Annotated in this window: 1 protein-coding gene; it reads left to right on the forward strand. The window is 77.0% G+C overall.

Annotation, left to right across the window (positions count from 1 at the left end):
• Nucleotides 1–2,356: beta strand repeat-containing protein (locus ACI3KY_RS20190; protein WP_404931905.1), on the forward strand; the 2,356-nt coding region annotated here is incomplete at both ends.

Genomic DNA, 2,356 nt, shown 5'->3' on the forward strand with positions numbered 1-2,356 from the left:
TCGACCGCCACGGCGTCCGCGAGCGGAGCGCCCGAGAACGGCGCCGACGCGCCCGATCCGGGCAACCCCGGCGGGGCGGCCGGCTCGGGCGTCGATGACGCCGTCGCCGCCGAACGCGCCCACGCCGGCGCCACCTCCACCGCCCACGGCGGCGCGGGCACCGGTGCCCGCGCCGCCTCGTCGCAGGGCGGCGTCAACGCAGCGGCCGCCATCGCGGTCACGCTGGCGACCGTCGACAACAGCGTCCAGCTGAGCCCCGGCGTCGTCATCACCTCGGCGGGCGCCGTGACGCTCCTCGCCCGCGCCGACACCGATGCCTCCTCGTCCGCCGACGGCTCGGCGTCGCAGGGCGCGGACGCGACGATCGGCGCCGCCGTGGCCCTCACCCTCGCCACCGTGCACAACCTCGCCGACCTCGGCGCAGGTGCCGCCGTCTCGGCCGCGAGTCTGCAGGTGCGGGCCGACGCATCGGCACCCGGCGGTGACGGCATCTCGACGTTCGGCGCACGTTCGGTGGCCGGCGCCGGCGGCGGCAAGGTATCGGTCGCCGGCTCGTTCGCCCTGGCCGTCGTCACCCACGCCACCCGCGCGGCCCTCGCCGGTTCGGCGACCCTCGCTGCCGGTGACGCGACAGTGATGGCCGGCAGCCGTACCGCGACCACGGTGGCGGCCCTGCCGGCCGGCGTCGGCGTGACCGACGCCGGCGACCTGGGTCTCGGCGCCTCGGTCGCCCTGGCGCTCGTGACGCAGTCCACCCTCGCCGAGCTGGCCGACGGCGCGACGCTGTCGGGCGCGCGAGACCTCACCGTGTCGGCCGACGGTCGCAGTGAGGCCGGCGCCGAGGCGCGCATGGGCGCGCGCGGCGGCGACGTCGCCCTGGCACCCGCGGTCGCCGTCACGCTGTCCACCGTGACGACGACCGCCCGCCTGGGAACCGGCGGGCCGCTGGCCCTGGCCGGTTCGCTCACAGCGACCGCCACGCAGCGCGCAACGTCGAACGCAGTCGCCTCGTCGCAGGTGCTGGCCGCCGGCGATGCCGGCATCGGCCTCTCGCTGGCCCTCGCGATCTCGCAGCACGCGGTGACCGCGGTGCTCGCGCGCAGTGCATCGGCATCCGTCGCCGCGCAGCTGCAGGCCACGAGCGTGTCGACGTCGACCTCCACCGCCTCGGCGTCCGCTGCGGGCGCACCGGAGAGCTCGAGCGGCGGCGGAGCCGGCACCGGTGTCGACCAGGCGGTCGCGGCCGAACGCGACCACGCCTCGGCGACGTCCGCTGCGAACGGAGGAGCGGGCGCCGGCAGCGCGACGGCACCCAGCGCCTCATCGTCGCAGGGCGGCGTGAACGCCGCCGCAGCCGTCGCGGTCACGCTCGCCGATGTGCGCGCCGAGTCCGCGCTGGCGGCCGGCGTGGTGCTGACCTCCGGCGGCACGGTCGACCTTCTTACGGGGACCAACACCGACGCCTCGTCGTCGGCCGACGGCTCGGCCTCGCAGGGCGCCCACGCCACGATCGGCGCGGCCGTCGCGCTCACGCTGGCCGAGGTCGTCAACCGTGCCGTCGTGCCGATCGACGCCACGATCGCCGCCCAGGCGCTCACCACGACGGCGACGACCGTGACGGACGGCGACGACGTCTCGACGTTCGGCGCCCGGTCGGTGGCCGGCGCCGGCGGCGGCAAGATCTCGGTCGCCGGCTCGTTCGCTCTCGCCGTCATCAACCACACCGTCGACGCCGGAGTCGCAGGCACCGCGGCTCTCACCGGCGGCGCGCTGACAGCGAGCGCCGTCGCGCGCACCGCGACGACCGTCGCAGCCCTCCCCGCAGGCGCAGGCGTGACGGATGCCGGAGACCTCGGGTTCGGGGCCTCCGTGGCGCTGGCGATCGTGACGTCGCGCACCACCGCCGAGATCGCGGACGGTGCGACGGTCACCGGCGCCGGCACGGTGACACTGCTCGCCTCCGGGCGCAGCACCACATCGGCCGAAGCCCGCATGGGCGCGGCCGGCGGCGACGTCGCCCTCTCTCCCGCCGTCGCCGTGGCCCTCTCGACGGTGACGTCGGCGTCCCGCATCGGCAGCGGCGCGCTCGTCGCGGTCAATGGCGCCGTCGACCTCGACGCGGTCCTCGAGGCCACCGCGACGGCGACCGCCTCGTCCTCGGCGCTGGGCGCCTCGGACGCGGCCGTGGGACTCGGCGTGGCGCTGGCCATCGCGAACCACTCGTCCCTCACCGAGCTCGCCCGCAGCGTCACCGCTGCCGGTGCGGTGACGCTGGCGACGTTCCTCACCTCGACGTCGACGTCCACCGCGACCGCCTCGGCGGCCGGCGCGCCCGAGAACCCGGCCGACTCCGGCG

The organism is Microbacterium sp. ZW T2_14 (genome assembly GCF_044987405.1).
GTDB lineage: Bacteria > Actinomycetota > Actinomycetes > Actinomycetales > Microbacteriaceae > Microbacterium.